At 68.9% G+C, this 21,986-nt stretch carries 19 protein-coding genes; 11 read left to right on the top strand and 8 right to left on the bottom strand.

Annotation, left to right across the window (positions count from 1 at the left end):
* Positions 1-18 precede the first annotated feature (18 nt).
* The 6 genes from V6S85_RS04160 (at position 19) to V6S85_RS04135 (ending at position 5,276) form a co-directional block, all read left to right on the top strand.
* Entirely contained in the window at positions 19-708 is a 690-nt protein-coding gene (locus tag V6S85_RS04160) for a hypothetical protein (RefSeq protein ID WP_116569465.1), read from the top strand.
* Positions 709-775: 67 nt separating this feature from the next.
* Positions 776-1,585, top strand: a complete 810-nt coding sequence (locus tag V6S85_RS04155; protein WP_116569466.1) for an ABC transporter permease — start codon at positions 776-778, stop codon at positions 1,583-1,585.
* A gap of 46 nt (positions 1,586-1,631) precedes the next feature.
* Positions 1,632-2,306, top strand: a complete 675-nt coding sequence (locus V6S85_RS04150) for a hypothetical protein (protein ID WP_116569467.1) — start codon at positions 1,632-1,634, stop codon at positions 2,304-2,306.
* Positions 2,303-3,205, top strand: coding sequence for a hypothetical protein (locus V6S85_RS04145; RefSeq protein WP_165829021.1), 903 nt, complete (start codon positions 2,303-2,305; stop codon positions 3,203-3,205). Before V6S85_RS04150 ends, V6S85_RS04145 begins: the two co-directional genes overlap by 4 nt.
* A 113-nt stretch (positions 3,206-3,318) precedes the next feature.
* Positions 3,319-3,996 carry an ABC transporter ATP-binding protein gene (locus tag V6S85_RS04140; RefSeq protein ID WP_334348143.1) on the top strand — a complete coding sequence of 226 codons (678 nt, stop codon included), beginning with the start codon at positions 3,319-3,321 and terminating at the stop codon, positions 3,994-3,996.
* A 77-nt stretch (positions 3,997-4,073) separates the two neighbouring features.
* On the top strand, positions 4,074-5,276 hold the full coding sequence (locus V6S85_RS04135; RefSeq protein ID WP_116569470.1) for a threonine ammonia-lyase: 1,203 nt from the start codon (positions 4,074-4,076) through the stop codon (positions 5,274-5,276).
* A 173-nt stretch (positions 5,277-5,449) separates the two neighbouring features.
* On the opposite strand, the gene galU is transcribed toward V6S85_RS04135, so the two are convergent.
* Complete coding sequence (gene galU, locus V6S85_RS04130) at positions 5,450-6,319, bottom strand: UTP--glucose-1-phosphate uridylyltransferase GalU (protein ID WP_334348142.1); 870 nt, start codon at positions 6,317-6,319, stop codon at positions 5,450-5,452.
* A gap of 172 nt (positions 6,320-6,491) precedes the next feature.
* Here galU and V6S85_RS04125 point away from each other — a divergent pair, with 172 nt between their 5' ends.
* Entirely contained in the window at positions 6,492-7,013 is a 522-nt protein-coding gene (locus tag V6S85_RS04125; protein ID WP_116569472.1) for an FKBP-type peptidyl-prolyl cis-trans isomerase, read from the top strand.
* Positions 7,014-7,170: 157 nt separating this feature from the next.
* Positions 7,171-9,306 (top strand): TonB-dependent receptor domain-containing protein, encoded by a 2,136-nt coding sequence (locus V6S85_RS04120; RefSeq protein WP_334348141.1) that lies wholly within the window; start codon positions 7,171-7,173, stop codon positions 9,304-9,306.
* A gap of 58 nt (positions 9,307-9,364) precedes the next feature.
* On the opposite strand, the gene purU is transcribed toward V6S85_RS04120, so the two are convergent.
* Entirely contained in the window at positions 9,365-10,207 is an 843-nt protein-coding gene (gene purU, locus V6S85_RS04115; RefSeq protein ID WP_116569474.1) for a formyltetrahydrofolate deformylase, read from the bottom strand.
* Positions 10,208-10,365: 158 nt separating this feature from the next.
* Here purU and argE point away from each other — a divergent pair, with 158 nt between their 5' ends.
* Positions 10,366-11,544 (top strand): acetylornithine deacetylase, encoded by a 1,179-nt coding sequence (gene argE / locus V6S85_RS04110; protein ID WP_334348140.1) that lies wholly within the window; start codon positions 10,366-10,368, stop codon positions 11,542-11,544.
* On the opposite strand, the gene V6S85_RS04105 is transcribed toward argE, so the two are convergent.
* Positions 11,507-12,529 (bottom strand): glycosyltransferase family 2 protein, encoded by a 1,023-nt coding sequence (locus tag V6S85_RS04105; RefSeq protein ID WP_334348139.1) that lies wholly within the window; start codon positions 12,527-12,529, stop codon positions 11,507-11,509. The two genes, argE and V6S85_RS04105, sit on opposite strands and share 38 nt — an antisense overlap.
* A gap of 69 nt (positions 12,530-12,598) precedes the next feature.
* Between V6S85_RS04105 and V6S85_RS04100 the strand changes: the two genes are divergently transcribed.
* On the top strand, positions 12,599-13,834 hold the full coding sequence (locus V6S85_RS04100) for a glycosyltransferase family 4 protein (RefSeq protein ID WP_334348138.1): 1,236 nt from the start codon (positions 12,599-12,601) through the stop codon (positions 13,832-13,834).
* On the top strand, positions 13,834-14,400 hold the full coding sequence (gene rfbC, locus V6S85_RS04095; RefSeq protein WP_334348137.1) for a dTDP-4-dehydrorhamnose 3,5-epimerase: 567 nt from the start codon (positions 13,834-13,836) through the stop codon (positions 14,398-14,400). Before V6S85_RS04100 ends, rfbC begins: the two co-directional genes overlap by 1 nt.
* On the opposite strand, the gene queG is transcribed toward rfbC, so the two are convergent.
* The 5 genes from queG to V6S85_RS04070 all read right to left on the bottom strand — a co-directional run bounded on the left by queG (position 14,388) and on the right by V6S85_RS04070 (position 21,816).
* Entirely contained in the window at positions 14,388-15,470 is a 1,083-nt protein-coding gene (gene queG, locus V6S85_RS04090) for a tRNA epoxyqueuosine(34) reductase QueG (RefSeq protein WP_334348136.1), read from the bottom strand. The genes rfbC and queG overlap by 13 nt on opposite strands.
* Positions 15,451-16,137 carry an FtsZ-binding protein FzlA gene (gene fzlA, locus V6S85_RS04085; protein ID WP_116569480.1) on the bottom strand — a complete coding sequence of 229 codons (687 nt, stop codon included), beginning with the start codon at positions 16,135-16,137 and terminating at the stop codon, positions 15,451-15,453. The genes queG and fzlA overlap by 20 nt, the downstream gene beginning before the upstream one ends.
* Before the next feature lie 230 nt (positions 16,138-16,367).
* Positions 16,368-17,822 carry a D-glycero-beta-D-manno-heptose-7-phosphate kinase gene (gene rfaE1, locus V6S85_RS04080; RefSeq protein ID WP_334348135.1) on the bottom strand — a complete coding sequence of 485 codons (1,455 nt, stop codon included), beginning with the start codon at positions 17,820-17,822 and terminating at the stop codon, positions 16,368-16,370.
* A 206-nt stretch (positions 17,823-18,028) separates the two neighbouring features.
* On the bottom strand, positions 18,029-18,916 hold the full coding sequence (locus tag V6S85_RS04075; protein ID WP_334348134.1) for a cation diffusion facilitator family transporter: 888 nt from the start codon (positions 18,914-18,916) through the stop codon (positions 18,029-18,031).
* A 38-nt stretch (positions 18,917-18,954) separates the two neighbouring features.
* Positions 18,955-21,816 (bottom strand): TonB-dependent receptor domain-containing protein, encoded by a 2,862-nt coding sequence (locus V6S85_RS04070; protein WP_116569483.1) that lies wholly within the window; start codon positions 21,814-21,816, stop codon positions 18,955-18,957.
* Positions 21,817-21,986: the final 170 nt, after the last annotated feature.

Below are 21,986 nucleotides of genomic sequence, written 5' to 3'. Positions count from 1 at the left end.
TCAAGAACCGTCGCCTTCATGGTCCACGTTCCTTACCCGCAGGGCAACTTCCTCGCCGAATACGCGTCGATCGTGAACGCGTTGACCGAGGGCCGCGCCTATGACGCTCGGCCTGCCGGGTTCTTCCACGGCGTGACGCCCGAGTACGACCGGCGATGGGAATACGAGCGCGCGCTGGCGGCCATACCGGTCGACCTCGGCCGGTCGGCGATCGAACTGGCGGCGCCGGAAAGCTTCTTCGGCCTGTTTGCGTCGGCCTACTACGGCGGTTTCACTGTCGCCGACGTCCTGCCGGCCGATCGGTTCGACCCCGAGGCGCGCCGAAACTGGGCCGAGGTCATGGCGACCTTCCCCGAGCGCCTGGCCTATGCCCCGGCGCTGCCCGGCCCGGTCGACCGGCTGTTCGACGCGGCGTTCGCCTTCCGCATCTTCGAGAACATACCCGACGATTTCGCCCTCATGGCGCGCCTTCGCGAGGTCCTCGCCCATGATGCGCATGTGGCGATCTCAGTGGCGTTCTCGCACGCCGGCGAGTTCGCGTTCGACGCCGGCGCGGGCTTCCGTGTGTACGGAGAAGAACGTCTCCGCGCTTTATTGGATGGTTTCCAGATTACCAGTTGGCAGCCCTTGGAAAGTGCATCAGAGGTTGCTACTTCGCCACGTCCGTTCGATCTGACCCTGCTGCACGTAGGCGCGAAACGGGTTTGAGTTCTCGCCGGCCGTGCTTTCCGGCGTTAAGGCTGACAGGCGCGCGACGCGTCCTGCTGGAGGTTTGATGATCGGCGCCGGCCCCTACATTCGTTTCCGCAATGGTTTCGAGGATTTGCTCGCGACGCCGCGCGATATCCGAGCCATCTTCGTCATGGCCTGGGACGATGTCACGGCCAAGTACAAGCGCACCATCCTGGGCCCGTGGTGGCTGGCCCTGGCCCACTTGGCCATGATGCTGGGCATCGGCTTCCTGCTTGGCGCGGTGTTCAAGCGCCCCTTCCTCGAGTACGTGGTCTATGTCGGCCTGGGCCTGACCTTCTTCACGCCGATCCTGGGCGCGCTGGCCGACGGTCCGAACGTCTTCCTCCGCTACAAGACCTGGATCCTGGGGAGCAGCTATCCGCTGGCCTCGTACGTGATCCGCAGCGTGCTGAACATGCTGGTGATCATGCTTCACCAGCTTCCGGCGATCCTGCTGTTCTGGGTGCTGGCCAAGCTGCCGCTGCATTTCCACATGCTGCTGTCGATCGTCGGACTGTTCCTCACCGTGCTGTTCGCGGTCGGGGTGATGCTGCTGCTCGGTCCGTTGGGCGTGCGCTTCCGCGACCTGGGTCCGGCCACCCAGGCGCTGACCTCGGTGCTGACCATCCTGACCCCCGTCTATTGGGACAAGGGCGCCCTGAACGGCGCCACCAATCCGGTCCTGGTCGCCAACCCGGCCTATCACCTGCTGCAGATCGTCCGCGGTCCGCTCCTGGGCGACTTCCCCACGACGCTGAACTGGGTCGCCGGCGGCGGCGCGGCGGTGCTGGTCTTCGTGCTCGGCGCCCTGGTGTTCAGCCGCTCCTACTGGCGGATCTCGGTCTCCCTGTGAGCGAAACGCGGGCAGGCAGGATCGATCGCGCCTCGAGGGTAGCGGGATGAACAGGCTTCCGGAAACGGTGCACGACGAGCGGGCCTTCTTCAACGCCGCGATCCGGATGCACGACGAGATCCTGCTCGCCGCGCCGTCCGCGGTGGCCGAGGAGACGAACTATCCGTTTCAGGGGCACGAACTCTGGGACAGCTATTTCGTCGGCCAGGCCCTGTCGTGCCTGCCGCGGCCGCGTCGCAAGATCCTGTTGTTCGCGCGCGCCAACCCGTTGCTGCTCGCGGCCCTGCGCGAGACCGGGGCCGAGGTCGTCGACTATGCGGCCACGCCGGCGCTGTCGCTGAAGGCCCTGCTGCCCAAGCGCTGGCGGAGCGCCGAGGGGCGACTGGCCGACATCGCCCGTTCCGGTCGCATCGGCGGCGCGGACACCGTGGTGATGGACACTATGATCAACGAGACCGCCGATCCGTTGGGCGTGCTGCGCAGCTTCGCCAACCTGGTCGGGCCCGAGGGTGCGGTGATCTGCGTTCTCCGCATGTCCACGGAGGGGCGCCACGACTATCATCGCGAGCTCGGTTTCGTGCTGCCGTCGCGAGACGACGTGCTGGCGCTGCATGCCGACGGCTTCGAGGTCGAGCTGGTCGCCAAGACCAGCCGCGAAAGCGACCATGAGGCCTGGCCGGGGTACAAGATCGTCGGCCTGCTCGTGAGGCCGCGGTCGTGATCATCGACGCCTGCACTTTCTACAACGAGTTCGGCCTGCTGAAGCTTCGGATGGCCACGCTCGCGCACGTGGTCGACAAGTTCGTCGTCGTCGAGATGGGCGTGACCCATTCGGGCGTGCGCAAGGGCTTCGTGCTGGAAGACTATCTCGACCAGCTGCCGGTCCCGCGCGAGCGCATCTGCTACGTCAAGCTCTGCGACTGGCCGCGCGTGAACCCGCGCCACGAGGCCGATCGCTGGGTTCTGGAGAACTTCCAGCGCAACGCCATCACCCGCGGCCTGGAGATGATCGGCGCGGGCAAGGACGACACCGTGATCATCTCGGATGTCGACGAGATTCCCGATCCCGCGGCGATCCCGGTGGCCGTCGCCGCGCTGCGGACCAAGCCGTTCGCCGTCCTGGTGCAAGTCTACCGCAAGCACTTCATCAACGGCTTGCCCCACGCCTACGTCAATTCCCCCCTCTGGCTGGGTTCGGTGCTCTGCCGGGTCGGCCAGCTGGATACGCTGGACGCGACCGCCTGCCGGCGCGGCGACGGCGACCGCGCGGCGTTCCTGTGGACCGACGGCGCCATGCGGGCGGACACGGCCTACATCACCCGCGGCGGCTGGCATCTGACCTACATGGGCGGCGTGGACGCCGTGCGCCTCAAGCTCGAGAGCATCGTCGAAGGCCTCGAGGCCCACCAGCCCAAGGCGTTCTTCGTGCCGCAAAGAAGCCGCCATAATTTCCGAGATGGCCGTACGCCGCAGGTCGAGCGGTGGCTGGCCGAAACGGACATCGGCATCGTGCCTCGACGGCCGCTGTCGACGCCCGAACTGAGATATTTGCCCGAGCCCGTCCTGACGGATCCAACCGAATGGGAATGGCTCTGGTGGTACGCACAAACGATCGACTGAACCGGCCGTCCTGGTCAGTCGAATAAGCCGAGGTAGTAGTCTTGACGATCGGTATCCACGCACACGGCCTGGAGGTCACGTTCCCGGTGTACGCATCGGGGCGGGAGATGTCCTTGTTCTACTCCCTGGCCCGTTCGGGGGCGCAGCGCTTCATGAAGAAGCAGGGCGCCGGACCCGTACTGGTGCAGGGCCTCAAGCGCATCTCGTTCTCGCTGAGCGAGGGCGACCGCATGGGGGTCATCGGCCGCAACGGTTCAGGCAAGTCCACCCTGCTGCGCACGGCCGCCGGCTATCTCAAGCCCTCGGGCGGCCGCCTGGAAGTGCAGGGCAGCATCGGCACCCTGATCGACCTGGGCATCGGCATCAACGGCGAACGCAGCGCCAAGGAGAACGTCCACTTCACCGGCAAGCTGGCCGGCCTGAACAAGGCCGAGATCCAGGCCTTCGACGAGGACGTCCAGACCTTCGCAGACATCGGCGCCTTCTACCACCTGCCGTTCGACACCTATTCGTCGGGCATGAAGCTGCGCATCCTGTTCGCGATGATCACGCACTTCAAGCGCGACATCCTGATCGTCGACGAAGTGTTCGGCGTGGGCGACACCCACTTCGCCGAGCGCGCCTACGAACGCATGACCGGCTTCGTCCACACGTCCAAGACCATGATGCTGGCGACCCACTCCGAAGGTCTGCTCCGGCAGTTCTGCAACAAGTGCATGTGGCTCGACAACGGCCAGATCCGGGCGCTGGGCACGCCAGACGAGGTGCTGGAAGCCTATCACGCCGGCTGAGCCTGGCGCGTGGCGGCGGCGACGCCGTCACGACAAAGGCTTGCGGACCTAGAGCGCCAGGGAGTACGGGCCTGCACATGACCCTCGACATCACCGCCATCCGCGCCGCCGCCGATCGTCTGGCCGGCCACATCGAGCGCACCCCGTGCCGCTATTCGCGGACGCTGTCGAAGATCACCGGCGCCGAGGTGTGGGTGAAGTTCGAGAACCTGCAGTTCACGGCCGCCTACAAGGAGCGCGGGGCGCTCAACAAGCTGCTGCTGCTGTCGGACGTGGAGAAGCAGCGCGGCGTCATCGCCGCCAGCGCCGGCAACCACGCCCAGGGCCTGGCCTATCACGCCGCCCGCCTGGGCGTGCCCGCAACTATCGTCATGCCCAAGACCACCCCCTTCGTGAAGGTGCAGCACACCCGCGACTTCGGGGCCACCGTGGTCATCGAAGGCGAGACCTACGACGACGCCAACGCCCACGCCCGCAAGCTGTGCGCCGAGCAGGACCTGACCTTCGTCCACCCGTTCGACGACTACGACATCATGGCCGGCCAGGGCACCATCGCCCTGGAGATGCTGGAAGACGCGCCGGACCTGGAGATCCTGCCGGTGCCGATCGGCGGCGGCGGCCTGATCAGCGGCGTGGCCACCGCGGCCAAGGCCGTGAAGCCCGACATCCGCATCGTCGGCTGCGAGCCGGCCATGTATCCGTCCTTCACCGCCAAGATGCGCGGCGTGCAGGCTCATTGCGGCGGCCAGACCATTGCCGAGGGCGTGGCGGTCAAGCAGGTCGGCGAGCTGACCTACGCCGTGGCCCGGCCGCTGATCGACGATGTGCTGCTGCTGGAAGAGCCGCACCTGGAGCAGGCCGTCTCGCTATACTGCAACGTCGAGAAGACCATCGCCGAGGGCGCCGGCGCGGCGTCGCTGGCGGCGCTGCTGGCCTATCCGGAACGCTTCCGCGGCAAGAAGTGCGGCCTGATCCTCTGCGGCGGCAACATCGACACCCGCCTGCTGGCCTCGGTGCTGACCCGCGAACTGGTGCGCGCCCAGCGCCTGGTGTCCCTGCGCATCGTCGGCGACGACCGCCCGGGCCTGCTGTCGACCGTCTCGCACGTCATCGGGACGATGGGCGCCAACATCATCGAGGTGAACCACAACCGCCTGGCGCTCGACGTGCCGGCCAAGGGCGCGGAGTTCGACATCACCATCGAGACCCGCGACGCCCAGCACACCCAGGAAGTCATCGACGCCCTGCGCGAGCACGGCTACCCGCCGCGCACGGTTTAGTCGGCTGGTTCCTGAATGAAGAAGGGCCCCTCTCCAGCCGGAGAGGGGCCCTTTCTGTTTGCGGTGCGTGGTCCTCGTCCTTCGACGAGCTCAGGATGAGGACCAGATCGCAAGCCGTGCATTCGAGAACCTCACCCTGAGCTTGTCGAAGGGCGGGGTTCTCGCGCCGTAGCCTACAACAGCGACGAGATCGCCTTGCGGGCCGCCTCGCCCAGGTCCGGGCGCTTCAGGGCCAGGGCGACATTGGCCTTCAGCAGGCCGATCTTGTCGCCGCAGTCGTGGGTGTCGCCTTCGTAGACATAGGCGTGGAAGGCCTGGTCCTGCATCAGCTTGGCCATGGAGTCGGTCAGCTGGATCTCGTTGCCGGCGCCCTTTTCCTGGCTGGCCAGCAGGTCGAAGATCTCCGGCTGCAGGATGTAGCGGCCGGCGATGGCCCAGTTCGACGGGGCCGTGCCCTTGGGCGGCTTCTCGACCATGCCGCTCATGGTGGCCAGGCGGCCCTCGACCTTGCTGGGGGCGACGACGCCGTACTTGTGGGTCTCGCTCTCGGGCACTTCCTCGACGCCGATGACGTTGCCGCCGCCGACCTGGTCATAGACCTCGATCAGCTGGCTCAGCGCCGACTTCGGGGAGTCGACGATGACGTCGGGCAACAGGACGGCGAACGGTTCGTCGCCGATGATGTCGCGGGCGCACCAGACGGCGTGGCCCAGGCCCAGCGGGGCCATCTGGCGCACGAAGCTCATCTCGCCCGGCTTGGGCAGTTCGTCGCGCAGCTGCTTGAGGATCTCGAGCTTGCCCTTGGCCTCGAGCTGCATCTCCAGCTCGACCTGGTGGTCGAAATAGTCCTCGATCGCGCCCTTGCCGCGGCCGGTGACGAAGACGAAGTGCTCGATGCCGGCGGCGCGGCCTTCCTCGACGATATAGGACAGGATCGGCCGGTCCACGACGTTGAGGAGCTCCTTCGGCGTCGACTTCGTCCCGGGCAGAACGCGGGTGCCCAAGCCGGCGACGGGAAGGACGGCCTTGCGGACGGGTTTCATGAGCACCTCGTTTCTGTGTCTCGGATGGACAGAGTTCTAGAGCGCGCCCCCGGAACGCGCCACCACCGTTGCGTGACAACGGTGTCGGGAATGCGTTCCAAGCACGGAATGATTGATGTTCGCGCCAGGCCTGCTAGCTCAGGACGCGGATTTGGCCATCGGAAACACTTTCATGCGCGCTCGGTTCCTTCTTCTCGCCGCCCTGGCCAGCGTTTCGCTGGCGGCCTGCGGTCCTTCCAAGGAAGACCTGGCCGCGCGGCAGGCGGCGGTGTCGGCCGCCAAGACCGCCGGCGCGGATTTCCTGGCCAAGAACGCCAAGGAGCCGGGCGTCGTCACCCTGCCCAGCGGCCTGCAGTACAAGGTGATCCGGTCGGGCCCGGCCGATGGCCTGCACCCGCGCCCGATCGACGAGGTCAAGGTCCACTACGAGGGCAAGCGCCTCGACGGCTTCGTGTTCGACAGCTCCTACGAACGCGGCGTGCCCGCCTCGTTCCCGCTGCGCGGCCTGATCCCCGGCTGGATCGAGGCGATGCAACTGATGCGTCCGGGCGACGAGTGGATGCTCTATGTGCCCGCCGACCTGGCCTATGGCGACAACCAGGCGGGGGCCGACATTCCGCCGGGCAGCACCCTGGTGTTCAAGATCGAGCTGATCGACGTGCTGCGCAGCAAGTTGCAGGCTCCCAAGAGCTGATCCGCAGGCTGACGGATGGGCCTGCACGCGGGCGCGATCCTTGCGCCTGCGTTGCTGGCTAGTTTCAAATCATTTCGGCGCGGTCAAAGCGCTTGGTTCTCCGGCTCGTCGGGCTGATAGCGACACTCACTCGCAAGAAGCTTGACTGGAGTTGGGGATGTCGCGCGTCACGTTTGCTTCCGTTCTGATGGGGTCCGCCGCGGCCCTGGCCCTGTCGGGCGCGGCCCTGGCGGCCGAACCCGCGCCGGACGCGGCCGACCTGGACGGCGTCGTCGTCACCGCCGCCGGCTTCGAGCAGAAGCTGGTCAACGCCCCGGCCAGCGTCACCGTCGTGCCGCGCGAGGAGTTGCAAGAGATGCGCGCGGCGAGCCTGGCCGAAGTGCTGACCAATGTCGAAGGCGTCGACGTCGGTTCGGCCGTGGGCAAGACCGGCGGCCTTAACATCAACATCCGCGGCATGGGCAGCGACTACACGCTGATCCTGATCGACGGCCGCCGCCAGAACACCGCCGGCAGCGTCACGCCCAACGGCTTCGGCGAGACCTCGACCAGCTTCCTGCCGCCGGTGGCGGCCATCGAGCGCATCGAGGTGGTGCGCGGCCCGGTCTCGACCCTCTACGGTTCGGACGCCATGGGCGGGGTGGTCAACATCATCACCCGCAAGGTCGGGACCAAGTGGAGCGGCACGGCCAGCCTGGACGGCACGCTGCAGGGCGACGACGAGTTCGGCAATCTCTACGGCGGCAACCTCTACGCCAACGGCCCGATCGTCCGCGACCTGCTGGGCCTGGCCGTGCGCGGCAGCTTCCTGAACCGCGAAGCCTCCAAGCTGACCTTCGAGAACGTCGGCGGCGTCGATGCGCCGATCACCGGTTTCGGCCGCAGCGCCACCAAGAGCGAGTTGCGCACCATCGGCGCGCGCCTGACCCTGACGCCGCACGCCGACCACGACCTGTGGCTCGACATCGACGAGTCCACCCAGTGGTACGACAACTCAGCTGGCCAGATGGGCACCAACACCACGGCCGGCGGCTACGCCAACGCCCTGGAGTTCAACCGTCGCCAGATCGCCCTGGCCCACAACTGGCGCCTGCCCTTCGGCCAGGTCGAGAGCAACCTCTCGCAGGCCAAGACCGAGACCATCGGCCGGATCATCCCCAAAGGCGTGGCCGGGGCTGGCGGCGCGCGTGACCTGGAGTCGACCAACACCATCTTCGACACCAAGCTCTATTCGCGCTGGAAGAACCACACCTTCACCATCGGCGGCCAGTACTGGGACGCCGAGATGAAGGACGGCGTCGCGCCGCAGCCGTTCGTGCACGAGCAGTGGGCCGTGTTCGCCGAGGACGAGTGGCGCTTCACCGAGGGCCTGGCCCTGACCCTGGGCGCCCGCCACGATGACCACAGCGTGTTCGGCGGCCACTTCAGCCCGCGCGCCTACCTGGTCTGGAACGCCAACCAGAACTGGACCTTCAAGGGGGGCGTGAGCCAGGGCTTCAAGACCCCGCGCCTTGAGCAGCTGGCCCCCGGCATCAACGGCTTCGGCCAGCAGGGCCGCCTGCCGCTGCTGGGCTCGCCGGGCCTGCAGCCGGAAACCAGCACCAGCACCGAGGCCGGCGCCTATTACGACAACCAGGACGGCTTCACCGCCAACGTCACGGTCTTCCACAACAAGTTCGAGGACAAGATCGCCTCGGGCCCGCCGGTGACCAACTGCGCCTTCGGCCTGACCCAGGCGCAGTACAATTCGGGCCAGGGCCGTCCGGCCGGCTGCGTCGACGTCGGCTTCTTCCCCAACGCGGCCACCTTCGGCCAGAGCATCAACATCGACGAGGCGGTGACGCAAGGGATCGAGGCGGCCGCGCGCTGGCGCTTCGCCGACGACTGGACGCTGGGCCTGAACTACACCTTCACCGACAGCGAGCAGAAGAGCGGGGCCGAGGCCGGCCGCAAGCTGACCGACACGCCCGAGCACATGGTCAACGGCAACCTGCGCTGGCGGGTGACCGACCGGGTGAACGCCTGGGTGCGCGGCGAATACCGCAGCGAGCGCTATCGCGGCGAGGGGCCCGCCCGCGTCGCCCTGGGCGACTTCAAGGCCTACAGCCTGTTCCACCTGGGCGGGTCGTTCAAGGCGACCGAGGCGGTCACCCTGAACGCCACGGTCTACAACCTGTTCAACAAGGACTTCGTACGCCAGTTGCCCTACGGGACGCCGGTGGCCTACGCCCCGGAATACACCAACAACCAGGAGCCCCGCCGCCTGTGGGTCTCGGTGCAGGTGGACTTCTAAAAGCGGAAGGGGCGGCTCTCGGGCCGCCCCTTTTTATTTCGCGCCGCTTTGTTTCGCCTCAGTCGGTGAACACCACCGTCTTGCGGCCGTTCAGCAGCACCCGGTCCTCCAGCCGCCAGCGCAGGGCGCGGGCCAGGACGCGGCGTTCGATGTCGCGGCCCTTGCGGACCAGGTCCTCGGGCGTGTCGCGGTGGCTGATGCGCTCGACGTCCTGCTCGATGATCGGACCTTCGTCGAGGTCGCCGGTCACGTAGTGGGCCGAAGCGCCGATCACCTTCACGCCGCGGGCGTGGGCCTGGTGATAAGGCTTGGCGCCCTTGAAGCCCGGCAGGAACGAGTGGTGGATGTTGATGCAGCGGCCTTTCAGCTTGGCCGCCAGGCCGTCCGACAGCACCTGCATGTAGCGGGCCAGCACGACGATGTCGGTCTGCGTCTCCTGGATCAGCTTCCAGAGCGCGGCCTCCTGCTCGAACTTGGTCTCCTTGGTCACCGGCAGGTGATGGAAGGGCAGGCCCGACAGGTCGACGTGGGTGTAGGTTTCGGCGGGGTGGTTGGCGACGATGGCGGTGACGTCCATCGGCAGCTCGCCGATGCGCCAGCGATAGACGAGGTCGGCCAGGCAGTGGTCGAACTTGCTGGCCAGGATCATCACCCGGTAGCGCTCGGCCGGGTCGCGCAGGGTCCAGCGCATAGAGAAGCCCGTGGCCAGAGTCTCGAACTCGCTGCGCAGGGCGGCGCGGTCGGCGCCGTCCGGATCGAAGACGACGCGCATGAAGAAGTCGCCCGTCTCCTGGTCGTCGAACTGCTGGGCGTCGAGGATGTTGCACCCGCGCTCGAAGAGGAAGGTCGAGACCTTGGCGACGATGCCGGGCTGGTCGGGGCAGGAGAGGGTCAGGATCATGGTCCGTCTCCTCTAAAGCTTGGCTCGGACGAAGAAAAGCCGTGGCGCAGCACGTTTGTTGCGCGCGGAGCGAGCTTTTCTCGGGCCGTTGCATGATCCTGCCTGGGGTGGTCCGCCCGGGCTTGGCGGGTCGGGGCGGCGCGGCCTAGGCTTGGCGGATGGTTTCCTCTCCCGAAGCGCTCTCCGCCCGCGCGGTCGATATCCTGGCCAGGCTGGTCTCGTTCGACACCACCTCGCGCGGCTCGAACCTGGCCCTGATCGAATGGGTCGAGGCCTATCTCTCGGACCTGGGCGTGGCCTCCCGGCGCGTGCCCAACGCCGATGGAACCAAGTCGAACCTGATGGCCAGCATCGGCCCGGCGGTAGAGGGCGGGGTCGTGCTGTCGGGCCATACCGACGTCGTGCCGGTCGACGGCCAGCCGTGGTCGAGCGACCCCTGGACCCTGACCGAGCGCGACGGCCGGCTCTATGGCCGGGGAACCTGCGACATGAAGGGCTTTCTGGCCCTGGCCCTGGCCGCCGCGCCCGATCTCGTGGCCGGCGACCTCAAGCGCCCCGTCCACCTGGCCTTTTCCTATGACGAGGAAGTCGGGTGCCTGGGCGCGCCCGACATGATCGAGGTCATCGCCCGCGACCTGCCCAGGCCGGCCCTCGTCGTGGTCGGCGAGCCCACCGACATGGTCGCCGTCCAGGCCCACAAGGGCATCGCCAGCTACTGGGTGACGGTGACCGGGCGCGAGGCTCATTCCAGCCTCACCCACCTGGGCGTCTCGGCCAACATGGTCGCGGTGAAGCTGATGAGCCATCTGGTCGAACTGTCCGAGCGGCTGGAGCGCCAGGCCGACCCGGCCTCGCCGTTCATGCCCAAGGGCGCGACCCTGACCATCGGCCAGGTCAACGGCGGCACGGCGGTGAACATCCTGGCCCGCCAGTGCCTGTTCGTCTTCGACCTGCGCACGCCGCCGGGCCTGGATCCGCAGGCGATCCTCGCCGACTTCTTCGCTCTCGCCGACAGGCTGGACGCCGAGGTCAGGGCCAAGGCCCCGGAAGGCGGGGTCAAGGTCGAGGTGCGCTCGCTGACCCCGTCCTTCGCGCCCGAGCCGAACGGCGTGGCCGAGGCCTTCGCCCGCCGCATGGCCGGCGACAACGGCCCCGCCCGCGTGGCGCCCTACGCCGCCGAGGCCGGGCAGTTCCAGGGCGCGGGCTTCTCAACCGTCATCTGCGGCCCCGGGTCGATCGACCAGGCCCACCAGCCCGACGAGTATGTCGAGATCGCCCAGATGGAGCGCGGCGCCCAGTTCATGCGGCGCCTGATCGACGACCTCGCCACGGCCTGATGACGATCCGGCGGCCGAAGAAGGCCACCGGGTCCAGGGCCATGGCCCGCAGGATGTCGATCGTCGGCGCCTTGCGGGCGGCCTGGATCTCGCGCCGCGAGGCCAGGATGGGATCGAGGTCGGCCTTCACGAAGGCGGCCTTGAAGCCCTTCCACACCGGACCGGCGTCGCGTCGGCGCAGGTGCAGCAGGAAGAGGCCGCCGGTGACCGCGAAGTGCAGCGGCGCGCTCCACCACAGCATCGGCCCGGGCGTGTTCTTCAGGAAGGTCCACACGCGGTTTCGCGTGCCGTGGAACAGGGCGAAGTCCGAGCGCACCCCCAGCGTCGCCGAGCCGACGTGCTCGACCTTGGCGTCGGGCGCCAGAAGGGTCGGCTCGCCGTCGAGCCGCAGGCGGTAGCCCAGGTCGACGTCCTCGCAGTAGCAGAAGAACCGCTCGTCGAAGCCGCCCAGGCGCAGGAACAGGTCGCGGTCCAGCATCATCGCCGCGCCGCAGGCCGAGAACACCTCGCCCTCGAAGACCTTGGCCGAAGCCTTGCGGCGATAGCCGCCGCGGAAGGGAATGCCGGCCGAGGTCATGACGTCGCCGGCCCCGTCCATCAGCTCGGGCTCGTCGGCGACCAGCTGCAACGAGGCGAAGCTGTTGACGTCCGGATGGCGCTCGGCGGCCGCCGCCAGCTTCTCCAGCCAGTCGGCATGCGGATAGGCGTCGGGGTTCAGCAGCACCAGCCAGCGCCCCCTGGCCTCCCGCGCCGCCAGGTTGTTGCCGGCCGCGAAGCCGGTATTGGCGCCGGGCTCGATCAGCCGGATCGACGGATCGGCCTTCGCGGCGGCCTGCGGCGCGCCGTCGGTCGAGGCGTTGTCGACCAGCAGCACCTCGAAGTCGACAAAGGTCTGGGCGGCCAGGCCCGCCAGACAGCGGGCCAGGGTCGGGCCGCTCTGGTAGGCGACGATGATGACGCTGAAAGCGGGGGAAACGATCGGCATGCCCAAATGCTTGGTTGAACGCGGCGCGACACTCGCTAACACAGGGGGCCCGGCAAAGGTACGGCGAAGGTGATCAAGCAGCTCAAGCGTATGGTCTGGCGCGCCCTGCCCGGGGCGGCGCATGCGGTTTCCCTACGCCTGCCTTATGTCCGCGCCTATCTTTTCTACGGCTGGAAGCGTCGAGGCGTACGCGTCGCGCCCGCCGACGCGCCGGTGATCGTCGCGGGGTTTCAGGGCGCGGTCCTTGGCCTGGGCGAGGCGGTGCGCGGGCTGACGCGCGCGGTTCGGCTCACCGGGCGGCAGGTCGTCGCCTGGGACATTTCCGAACGGCTCGGGCATGCGCGGCGCCTGGACGAGGGGGATCCAGCGGCCCCGGTCCGGGGTGCGGGCGTGATGATCGTCCAGGTCAATCCGGTCGAACTGATCCACCTGATCTCCCAGACCCGTGGCGCGCCCTTCGCCGGGCGCCGCACGATCGGTTGCTGGGCTTGGGAGCTGCCGCGCATCCCCAAGGCCTGGAGGCGCGCCTTCCGCTATGTCGACGAGGTGTGGGCGCTGTCGGAGTTCGGGGCCGACGCGATACGCCGAGACGCGCCGCGGCGCGTGAAGGTCAGGGTCGCGCCGCTGACGGTCGAGGTCGACCCGCAGGCGCCCGATCGGCCGCGTTTCGGCCTGCCGCCCGAGGCGGTGGTGGTGCTGTGCGCCTTCGACTTCCGCTCGTCGATCGCCCGCAAGAACCCGCTTGGCGCGCTGGAGGCCTTCCGCCGGGCGCGGGCCCTGACGCCGACACCCGCCGTCCTGGTGTTCAAGACGGTCGGCTCCGAGGCCGCGCCGGAGGCCCTGGCGTCGCTGCGCCAGGCGATCGGAGACGCCGATGACGTGCGCCTGCTCGTCGAGCCGATGAGCCCGGGGGACAAGGACCGCCTGGTCGCCAGTTGCGACATCCTGCTGTCGCTGCATCGCGCCGAGGGGTTCGGCCTGTTCCCGGCCGAGGCCATGGCGGCCGGCAAGGCGGTGGTCGCCACCGGATGGTCGGGGAACCTCGATTTCATGGACGAGCACAGCGCCGTCCTGGCGCCGTTCAGGCTGGTGGCCGTCGAAGACGCCCAGGGCGTCTATGCCGGGGGGCAGTGGGCCGATCCCGACCTGGATTTCGCCGCTCGCGCCCTGGCGCGGCTGATCGACGATCCGATCGAGCGCCGGGCGCTCGGCGAGCGCGCCCGACACTCGATCGCCGCGCGGCTTTCGCTGCCGGCCGTCGCCGCGCTGGTTGACGATGCGCTGAACAACAAGGACGCCGCGTGATGCAGATCACCCCCCTGGCCATTTCCGACGTCCTGCTGATCGCGCCCGTCCGCCACGGCGACGAGCGCGGCTGGTTCTCCGAGACCTTCCGCCAGTCGGCGCTGGAGGAGGTCGGCTTCAAGGGCGGCGCCTTCGTGCAGGACAACCACGTGCGCTCGACCACCCGCGGCGTCGTGCGCGGCCTGCACTTCCAGAAGCCGCCGCACGGCCAGGCCAAGCTGCTGCGCTGCGTGCGCGGCGTGATCTTCGACGTGGCGGTGGACATCCGCGAGGGCTCGCCCACCTACGGCCAGTGGGTCGGCGCGGAACTGTCGGCCGAAAACGCCCTGCAACTGCTGGTGCCGGAGGGCTTCGCCCACGGCTACTGCACCCTGACCGACGAGTGCGAGGTGCTCTACAAGGTTACCGGCTACTATGCGCCGCAGGCCGAAGGCACGCTGCGCTTCAACGATCCGGCCATCGGCGTCGACTGGACCATCCCAGGCGCCGACCTGACCGCCAACGCCCGCGACGCCGCCGCGCCGCTGCTGGCCGATCTGGTCAGCCCCTACGTCTACGAAACCTGAGCCGCCGCCAGCCGCGCCGCCGCCCAGTCGGCGGCGTCGCGGACGGTCTCGTCGGGGTCGCTTCGCAGCGGTTCGACCACGGTCATCAGGGCCGCATCGCCGCTGTTGCCGATGGCGTAGAGCACGTTGCGCACGAAGCGGTCGCGACCGATGCGCTTGATCGGGCTCTTGCTGAACAGCGCCCGGAACGACGGATCGTCCAGCACGGCCAGCTCCGCCAGCGGCGGGGTCTTCAGGGTCGCGCGGGCGTGGAACTTGGCCTCGGCCGACAGGCTGGCGAACTTGTTCCACGGGCAGGCCGCCAGGCAGTCGTCGCAGCCATAGATGCGGTTGCCCAGCATCGGCCTGAACTCGTCCGGGATCGGGCCGGAAAGCTCGATGGTCAGGTACGAGATGCAGCGGCGCGCATCCAGCCGGTGCGGCGCGGGGAAGGCCCCCGTCGGGCAGATGTCCAGGCACGCCCGGCACGAGCCGCAGCGGTCGAACTCGGCCTCGTCGGGCGGCAGGTCCAGTGTCGTCAGCACGCTGCCCAGGAACAGCCACGAGCCGAACTGGCGCGAGACGAGGTTGGTGTGCTTGCCCTGCCAGCCCAGGCCCGCCCGCTGGGCCAGGGGCTTTTCCATCAGGGGCGCGGTGTCGACGAACACCTTCACGTCGTTTCCCCAGCGCCGATGCATCCAGCCGGCCAGCTGCTTGAGGCGCTTCTTGACCACGTCGTGATAGTCGTCGCCCTGGGCGTAGACGCTGATGGCCGCGCGACCCCTGTGCTCCAGCTGGGTCAGCGGGTCGATGTCGGGGCCGTAGTTGACGCCCAGCACCACCGCGCTCTTCGCATCGGTCCACATGGCGGTGGGGTGGCTGCGCCGCTCGAGCGTCTCCTCCATCCAGCCCATGGCGCCGTGCAGGCCCTCGGCCACGAACTGACGCAGCCATTCGCCATTGGGCCAGGCGTCTGCGGCCGAGGCGAAGCCGCAGGCGTCGAAGCCCAGCGCGAGGGCTTCGCGGCGGATCTCGTCCCGAATGGCCAGAAAGCGATCTTGGGGCGTCAGGTCAGAAGTCGAGGTCGTCATAGTGCGCGGCCGGCGCGAGGCCGGGCCAGCGGTCGGCCAGGATGGGCCTGAAGCACGGCCTCGATTTCAGCTTCATGTACCAGGTGCGGACGGCGGGGAAGTCTTTCCACGGCACGTCGCCGAAATAGTCGATGACGGAAAGGTGCGCCGCGCCGGCGAAATCGCCCAGGCTCATGCGGCGGCCGGCCAGCCAGTCGCGCTGCTGCAGCAGGCTTTCCATGTAGCCCATGTGATTGCGCAGCGCGTCGCGGCCTTGGCGCAGGGCGCCCAGATCCGGCGCGCCCATCCGCAGCAGGCGCTTTTCCATCTTTTCGTGCAGCAGGAAGCCGTTGACCTCGTTGTCGAACTTGCGGTCGAACCACTGCATCAGGCGCCGCGCCTCGGCGCGCTCGCCGGCTTCGCGGCCCAGAAGGGCGGGCTCGGGTTCCTGCTCCTCGATGTGTTCGAGGATGGCGCGGCTTTCGCAGATCACGCTGGTGCGCTGGTGACGGGTCTCGACCAGCACCGGCGTCAGGCCCGACGGGTTCAACGCCGTGAATTCCGGCGGCGACTCCCAATAGCGCACCTGCACCTCGGAGAACGCCACCCGCTTTTCGCCCAGCGCGAGGCGCACCTGGCGCGAGGCCGGGTCCAACGGGAAATGGTGAAGAGTGCGTTCGACGCTCATGCCCACATGCGTTCAGGCTGCATCGTCTGATCGATGCGCCGCTTTGCTTAACAAGATATTGCCGGGCAAGGACTATTCGGCCGAATGAGCGTTTTTGGAACCTCCCCCTGTGGGAGAGGCGGCCGAAGGCCGGTGGGGGGAAGCTTTCAGCTTCCACGTCCTTGGCAGGTTTCGCAGATACGCCCCCCTCCGATCGCTACGCGATCGCCTCCCCCACAGGGGGAGGTTCCTCAAGGCGTATTCGCCCGCGCGATCAGCGCCGTGGTGCTCTGGCCCGCCTTCAGGTCCGCCAGCACCACGCGGCCGCCGTTGGCCAGCACCACGTCCGAGCCGACCACGGTCTCGACCGTATAGTCGGCGCCCTTGACCAGGACGTCGGGCTTGATGGCGGTGATCAGCTCCAGCGGGGTGTCCTCGTCGAACAGGGTGACCAGGTCGATGGCCGACAGCGAGGCCAGCACCGCGGCGCGGGCGTCTTCCTTCTGCACCGGGCGGGTCGGGCCCTTCAGGCGCTGGACCGAGGCGTCGGTGTTGAGGCCCAGCACCAGGCGGTCGCAGGCGGCCTTGGCCTGGGCGAGCAGCGAGACGTGGCCGGGGTGCAGCAGGTCGAAGCAGCCGTTGGTGAAGCCGACCTTCAGGCCGCGCGCGCGCCAGCCGGCGACGATCTCCAGCATGCGGTCGCGGGCCGCGATCTTCTCCTGGCCGGGGTCGCCGTGGGCGCCGGCCAGCACCGCCTTCAGCTCCGCGGCGGTGACGACGTCGGTGCCCAGCTTGGCCACGACCAGGCCGGCGGCGGCGTTGGCCAGGCGCGCGGCGGCGGCCAGGTCGGCGCCGGCGGCCAGCGACAGGGCCAGGGTGGCCGCCACGGTGTCGCCGGCGCCCGAGACGTCGAACACCTCCAGCGCGCTGGCGGGCAGGTGCACGTGGGCCGCGCCGCGCTGCGACAGGGTCATGCCGGCCGCGCCGCGGGTGACCAGGGCGGCGGCAAGATTGGGCGCGGCCTTCAGGATCGCCTCGCCGGCGGCCTCGGCGGCCTCGTCGCCCGCGCCGGTCACGCCCGTGGCCTCTGCGGCCTCGCGGCGGTTGGGCTTGATCACCGTCGCGCCGTCATAGCGGGCGAGGTCGCGGCTCTTGGGGTCGACGATCACGGGCTTGCCGGCGGCCCGGGCGGCGGCGATGGCGGCGGCCAGGACGTCGGCGGTGAGCACGCCCTTGGCGTAGTCGGACAGCACCACGACGTCGGCGGCGGGCAGGGCCTTCTCGAAGGTCGCCAGCACCAGGGCGGCGTCGGCGGGGTGACGGTCCTCGCGGTCGGCGCGCAGCATCTGGTGCGAGGCGGCGACATAGCGGGTCTTCTCGGTGGTGCGGCGGCCGGGATCGACGGCCAGGGCGCTGTCCAGGCCAGGCTCGCGCTCGACCAGGGCGGCCACCGCGCGACCAGCGTCGTCATCGCCGACCAGCCCCGCCAGCACCGCCTTGCCGCCCAACGCGGCGACGTTGCGGGCGACGTTGCCGGCCCCGCCCAGCATGGTCGTCTCGCGCTCGATGGCGATCACCGCCACAGGCGCCTCGGGCGAGATGCGGTCGACCGCGCCGTAGACGAACCGGTCGAGCATGACGTCGCCCAGCACCAGCACGGTCTTGCCGGAAAAGGCGTCGGGCAGGCGGGCCAGGGTGTCGTCCATGGAAGAGGGCTCGTCGGTGGGGGGAAGGCCGCTAATTGGGCGCATCAGGCGGAGAGGGCAAGAGGGCGGCGAAGATCCTTCCCCTCTGGGGGAGGTGGCCCGAAGGGCCGGAGGGGGGACGTTTTCAGCTTCCAGAGTGTTTGGCCGACCTGGCGCCTCACCCCCCTCCGTCGGCTGCGCCGACACCTCCCCCAGAGGAGGGAGGATCAATGCCTCGGATCGGGATGCAGCAGCACGTCGGCGGTCGGGAAGGCGGCCTTCACCCGCGCCTCGGCGGCGGTCATGATCGCGTGGGCCTCCGCAAGGCGCTGGCCGGCGGCGAGGTCCATGTGGCCCTGGACGTGGATGTGCGGGCCGGCGGCGCGGGTGCGCAGTTGGTGGACCCCGCCGATGCGCGGGTCGTCGACCAGCAGGGCCAGGATCTGCTCGCGCTCCTCGACGGGCAGTTCGTGGTCCATCAGCTGGTCGGCGGCCTGGCGCAGCACCCCGACCGCGCCCCACAGCAGCCAGGCGGCGACCACCAGGCCGGCGGCGGCGTCCACCCAGGTCCAGCCCAGCAAGGCGACGGCGGCGAGGCCGATCAAGGTGACGGCGTTGGAGGCGAGGTCGGCGGCGTAGTGGGCGTGGTCGCCGGCCACGGCCACCGAGCGCGTGCGGGCCATCACGGCGGCCTGGGCGCGGATCAGGGCCAGGGTCAGGACGATGGAGACGACCATCACGCCCACGCCCCAGACGCCGTGCTCCACCGGCTTGGGATGCAGCAGGCCGCCGATCGCCTCGCGCCCGATCAGGGCGGCGGAGGCGAACACCAGGCCCGCCTGGATCAGGCTGGAGAAGGCCTCGGCCTTGCCATGGCCGAAGCGGTGCTCGGCGTCCGGCGGCTCGGCCGCGTAGCGCACGGCGAAGAAGGTGATCAGCGAGGCGACGAGATCGAGGCCCGAATCCGCCAGCGAGGCCAGCATGGCCAGCGAGCCGCTGGCGATCCAGGCGCCGCCCTTGATGACGATTAGGATGGCGGCCGTCCCCACCGACAGGGTGGTGATCTTGCGGGTGAGAGCCTGGTGCTCGGCGGCGGAGGCGGCGGGCGCGGTCATGCTCCAAGCAGTAGCACGACCGCGCCCAAGTTCAGCCCCTACTGCCGATAGGTCAGGCGGAAGTAGAAGTAGCGCCCCGGCGCGTCATAGGCGTTGGGGTCGAAGTTGTTCAGGCCGCAGCTGATGCAGCCCGGCGGGTCCTTGTCGAACAGGTTGTTGACCCCGAAGGCCACCGCGGTGGTTTCGCCCAGGAAGTCGGGCTTCCAGCGCAGCTGGGCGTCGACATAGGTGCGCGAGGCCAGCTTGGCGTCGGCGGCCTGCGTTTCCTTGACCGACGACAGGTAGCGGGCCGAGGCGCTGGCGCCCCAGTTCTTCCAGTCCCAGTCGACGGTGAAGGTCGACTTGGTCTTCGGATAGGCCTGGTCGGGGCTGCCGCGTTCGGTTCCTTCGCGCGGGATCTCGGTGAAGCCGGTGGCCGTCGGCACGATCTCGGTGAACTCCAGCAGGAAGGTCGAGTACGACCGCACCGCCAGGCGCCCGAAGCTGTAGTCGGGCGAGGTCCACAACAGGTTCAGGTCGATGGCCCGGGTCTGGATGCCGCCGATGTTGATCAGCGGGTTGGTGATCGCCGCCACCTGGCCCGAGGCCGTGCGGGTGATGGTCGAGCAGGCCAGGGCGTCGGCCAGTTCGGCGCAGCGCGACAGCAGGCTTTCCCCGGAGAGGGCCTGGATCGCCGAGTCCAGCTCGATGTCGGAATAGGCCAGCTCGATCGAGCCGCCGCTGGCCCAGCTGGCCTCCTTCAGCGCCTTGGGCTCCCAGACGACGCTGAAGTTCTTGCTCTCGCTGGTCTCGGGCTTGAGCGTGTCGTTGCCGCTGGTGATCACCGACAGCTGCGGATTGAGCTGCACATAGGCGCCGCTGGCCGGCACGCCGGCGGCGATGCAGTTGGCGCGGACTGTGGCGCTGGCCGGGGTTCCGCCCGACAGGCCCAGCATGTCCGAGCAGGGGTCGGTGATCTCCTGGTCGAAGCGCGAGGCCGCGCCGTAGAGCTCGCCGATCGACGGGGCCCGGAAGCCCTGGCCCCAGGAGGCGCGCACCAGCACGTCTTCCGTCGGTCGCCAGTTGAGGCCGGCCTTGTAGATCGAGTCAGAGCCCGAGGTGGAATAGTCGAACCAGCGCCCGGCGCCCGAGATCTCCAGCCGGTGGATCAGCGGCAGGTCGGCCAGCAAGGGGGCGCGCAGTTCCAGATAGGCCTCGTCGACCTTGATCTCGCCCTTGGCCGGCTGGGCGGGGATGTCGGCCGACAGGCCGGCGGCGACGATGGCGTCGGGCTGGAAGTAGCCCTTGGTCTCGCGATGCTCGTAGCCGGCGGCGAAGGCCAGGGGCCCGGCCGGCAGCGTGAAGAGGTCGCCGGTCAGGTTGGCGGTGAAGTCGTGCAGCTCCTGCTGCGAGACGTCCTGCTGGGTGAAGCCGATGAAATCCAGCATCGCCGGCGTGATCGAGCCGACCCCGCCGAAGATGTTCAGCGGCACGCACGAGCCGGTGCAGCCCGAGACCGGCCCCAGGGCCTGCTGCACGCGCTGGGCGTTGAGGTTGCCGGTGAAGCTCTGTTCGGCGTGGTTGCGCGAGGCGGTGTAGCCGACGTCCCAGTACCAGCGCCGCGCGCCCACGGCCCAGTCGCCCGACAGGGTGGCGTTGACGTTCCAGGTGTCGACGGTCTGGGCGTAGTGGCGCGGCCCGGCCTCGATCATCCGGCGGCCGACGAAGGCGTAGGTGCCGCTGGTCAGGGTGAAGCCGAACGGGTTGTAGGGGTTGGTGGCGTCGATCGAGACGGTGTCGAGCAGGTTGCCGTTGCCGGCGTCGGGGCCGACGAACAGCGGGATCGGGGCGGCCTGGTTGGCCGACTTGCGCTGCACGTAGCTGCCGCGCACCTTCAGCTTGATGCTGTCGGTGAAGTCGTGGGTCACCGCGCCGAACAGGCTGACCCGCTCGGACGGGGTGACGATGTAGTTGTAGGGCTGGAAGTTGAAGCGGTCGGCGTCGCCGGCGAAGTTGCGGAAGCTGCTGCCCGCGCCGGTCGGATCCAGCGGCGTGTAGGTGGGCCGCACCCCGGCGGCCAGGGCCGCCTTCAGGGTCAGGTCCATGTCGCGGCCGGTATTGGGGTCGCTGACGATGAACCGGCCCAGCGGCGTGCCCGACGAGCAGCCGCCCGACAGGCACGAGGTCCCGTAGGGGCTGGGATAGAGCGAGATGTCGCGGTCGGCCGACAGCACGCTCTTCTGCTTGAAGTAGCCGCCGCCGACCACGATGCTGGTCTTGCCCTCCGAGGCCCCCCACGAGACGTTGTAGTCCTGCGAGAAGCCGTCGCCCTCGCCGTAGCCGCCCACCTGGGCCGACAGCTCCAGCCCCTGCTGGCGGTCGCGGGTGATGATGTTGATGACCCCGGCGATGGCGTCCGAACCGTAGATCGGCGAGGCGCCTTCCTGCAGGATCTCGACGTTGCGGATCATGGCGCTGGGGATGGTGTTGAGGTCAACGGCGCCCGGCACGCCCGAGGCCGAGGCCCCGCTGACCCAGCGCTGGCCGTCGACCAGCACCAGGGCCCGGCGCGAGCCCAGGTAGCGCAGGTCGATCTCGGCCGAGCCGGCGCCCACGCCGCCGCCGTCGGGCGGATTGCCGAAGTTGCCGGAGTTGTTGAACTTGGAATTGAGGCCGCCGCCGGCGGCCGGCACGCGCTGAAGCACGTCGACGATCGAGGTCAGGCCGGTCTTGGCGATCGCCTCCTGGTCGATCTGGAAGACGGTCTGGGTCTTGTCGAGCGGACTGACGCGGATGCGCGAGCCGGTGACCACGACGCCTTCGACGTCGGTGTCGGCCGGCGTCTGGGCGTGGGCCGCCAGCGGCGCGGCCGCGACGGAAGTCAGGAATAGCGAAAGAAGTCCTTGGCCGATGCGGTTCATGCCGTCCCTCTTGCTGCGACATCCGTATGGTCAAGGTTGAACTACGGATTCGCTCGCGCTGAAGGTGAATCGGCGGTCAAAAATGTGTCAAGTTCAGCGAACTTCGATATGTGCTTTCGCCCTCATGTGTGTCTTTCGCAACAATCTTGCGCAGCTGGGAAGCAGCGGCC

This window comes from Caulobacter sp. CCNWLW153, from assembly GCF_036889365.1.
Taxonomy (GTDB): domain Bacteria; phylum Pseudomonadota; class Alphaproteobacteria; order Caulobacterales; family Caulobacteraceae; genus Caulobacter; species Caulobacter radicis.
Note: the sequence above shows the minus strand (reverse complement) of the source record. Positions and strands in the feature narration are given on the sequence as shown.